The 2,457-nt window shown below is 42.9% G+C and carries 2 protein-coding genes; both read left to right on the forward strand.

Annotated elements, in window-relative coordinates; genetic code table 11:
• Positions 1 to 107: 107 nt before the first annotated feature.
• Positions 108 to 1,457 carry a citrate/2-methylcitrate synthase gene (locus B4N75_RS03695; RefSeq protein ID WP_296668151.1) on the forward strand — a complete coding sequence of 450 codons (1,350 nt, stop codon included), beginning with the start codon at positions 108 to 110 and terminating at the stop codon, positions 1,455 to 1,457.
• Between the two features lie 109 nt (positions 1,458 to 1,566).
• On the forward strand, positions 1,567 to 2,388 hold the full coding sequence (locus tag B4N75_RS03700) for a pseudouridine synthase (RefSeq protein WP_296706603.1): 822 nt from the start codon (positions 1,567 to 1,569) through the stop codon (positions 2,386 to 2,388).
• Positions 2,389 to 2,457: the final 69 nt, after the last annotated feature.

Consider the following 2,457-nt stretch of genomic DNA (forward strand, 5'->3'; position numbering starts at 1 on the left):
GGGAGCAATATTGCAGTAGAAGTTGCATAGATTTTTTGAAATCTGTATAATTATCAATAAAAGTTAAGAATATTGCATATTTATGCAAAATAACAGGAGATGCCGGAATGGATACAGAAAGCCTTTTTATCGGACGCTTGTCCGTACTTGCTGAACGCAACGACCCAATCGACACTAGTCTTTACGAAAAATATGATGTAAAACGAGGTCTGCGCAATGCCAACGGAACAGGTGTGCTCGTCGGTCTTACAAGCATTGGCGATGTTGTAGGATACGAAGTGAAGGACGGTAAAAAAATTGCAATCCCCGGCAAACTCTTGTATCGCGGTTATAATGTTGCTGATTTGATAAGCGATGCAGAAGCTCATAATCAGTTTGGCTATGAGCAGGCGGTTTATCTTTTGCTTTTTGGCGAACTGCCGACCCAGAGCGAGCTTGAGCTTTTTAAAAAATATCTCGGTGAATTGCGCGCTTTGCCTCCAAATTTTACTGAAGACATGATTATGAAAGCTCCGTCTGCTGATATTATGAATAAACTTGCGCGCGGTGTTTTGGCTTCTTATTCTTACGACAAAAATCCGGAAGAACGCTCTCTTTCAAATATTTTGCGTCAATGTATTGAGCTTATAAGCCGTTTTGGAACTTTGACAGCTTACGGTTATCAGGCAAAACGCCGTTATTACGACGGAAAGTCGATGTATATCCACAACCCGCTGCCAGAGCTTTCTACTGCGGAAAACTTTTTGCGATTGATCCGCAACAACAAGGCTTTTACCGATGACGAGGCTAAACTTCTGGATCTTGCGCTTATCTTGCATGCTGAGCATGGTGGCGGCAACAACTCTTCTTTGACGGTGCATGTTGTTTCTTCTGCGGACACGGACACTTATTCTGCAATCGGCGCGGCTGTTGGCTCTCTAAAAGGTTACAGACACGGAGGAGCAAATATCCGTGTAATCGAAATGATGGACGACATAAAGTCTCATGTCCGCGACTGGTCGAGCGAAAAAGAAGTAAAGGAATATTTAAGAAAAATTGCAAACAAAGAGGCGTTTGACCATACAGGTTTGATTTATGGTCTTGGACACGCAATTTACACGATTAACGATCCTCGTGCGACAATTTTGCGTGATCATGCGGCAAAACTTGCAAAAGAAAAAGGCCTTGAAGACGAATACAACCTTTACAAGCTGATTGAAAGGCTTGGACCGGAAGTTATTTACGAAAAACACGGCGATGAAAAGAAAATCTGTGTAAACGTAGACTTCTATTCTGGTTTTATTTATACAATGCTGAATATTCCTCGCGAGCTTTTTACTCCTCTGTTTGCAGTAAGCCGAATCGCCGGCTGGTCTGCCCACAGAATCGAGGAAATTGTCGCCGGAGGACGAATTTACCGTCCTGCTTACAAAAATATTCTTGCTGAAAGAAATTATATTCCAATCGAAAAAAGATAGAAGGGGCGTTGCGGGGTAGTTCCCCGCACGGAGGGTAGCGGAAAACGCCTGCATTTGGAGCGCAGGGAGGCTGTCCTCCCTCTTAAAATCTAAAAATTAACTAAAAAAAATGCCTGCGGAAAGACTCGATAAAATATTGGCGCACCACGGTTTTGGAACTCGAAAGGACGTAAAAAGGCTTTGCCATAAAAGTTTGGTGAGCTTGAACGGGAAAATCGTGACAGATCCTGCCACAAAAGTTGAAATTGACTCGGATAGCCTCGAAATTGGCGGCGAAAAAATAGTTTTACAGCGCGACCTTTATATTATGCTCAACAAATGCAAAAATGTTGTCTGCGCAAACAGGGACGGCGAACATTCGACCGTTTTTGACCTTTTGGATGAAAATTTGCGTCACAAATTTTTGGGCGGCGACTTGCACTGCATGGGACGGCTCGACATTGACACTGAAGGTCTTTTGATTTTGACGACAGACGGAAAACTTACACATTCGCTGCTTTCGCCGAAAACTCACGTTCCAAAAACCTATGCGGTCGGTTTGCGCGATTCTTTGACTTTGGAAGAAAAGCAAAAATACTGCGAAATTTTTAAAAAAGGCTTTTGGATTGACCGGGAACAAAACGAAGACGGCTTTGAATGCGCTCCTTCCGAATTAAAATGGCGGGATGAAGACGGAAAATTTGGAGAGAACGTAGAATCTGAAAGGCTTTCTCTTGCTGCTGAAAAAAATTCCAGCGGAAAAACTGAGTGCCTGCTTACGATTTTTGAAGGAAAGTTTCATCAGGTAAAAAGAATGTTCGCCCAGCTTGGAAATGAGGTTGTCTACCTAAAACGAATAAAAATGGGCGGGCTTTTCCTTGATCCGGCGATTGAGCTTGGCTCTTACCGCGAGCTTACGGAAGCCGAGATTAAAATGCTTTCGGAAAAATAAAAAAGCGGTTAGGAAAAACACCACAAAAAAAGCGCCTAAAAAACTGTCCAGAAACGGAATCGGTTTTTT

Source organism: Treponema sp. UBA7570, from assembly GCA_002477955.1.
Lineage (GTDB): Bacteria > Spirochaetota > Spirochaetia > Treponematales > Treponemataceae > Treponema_D.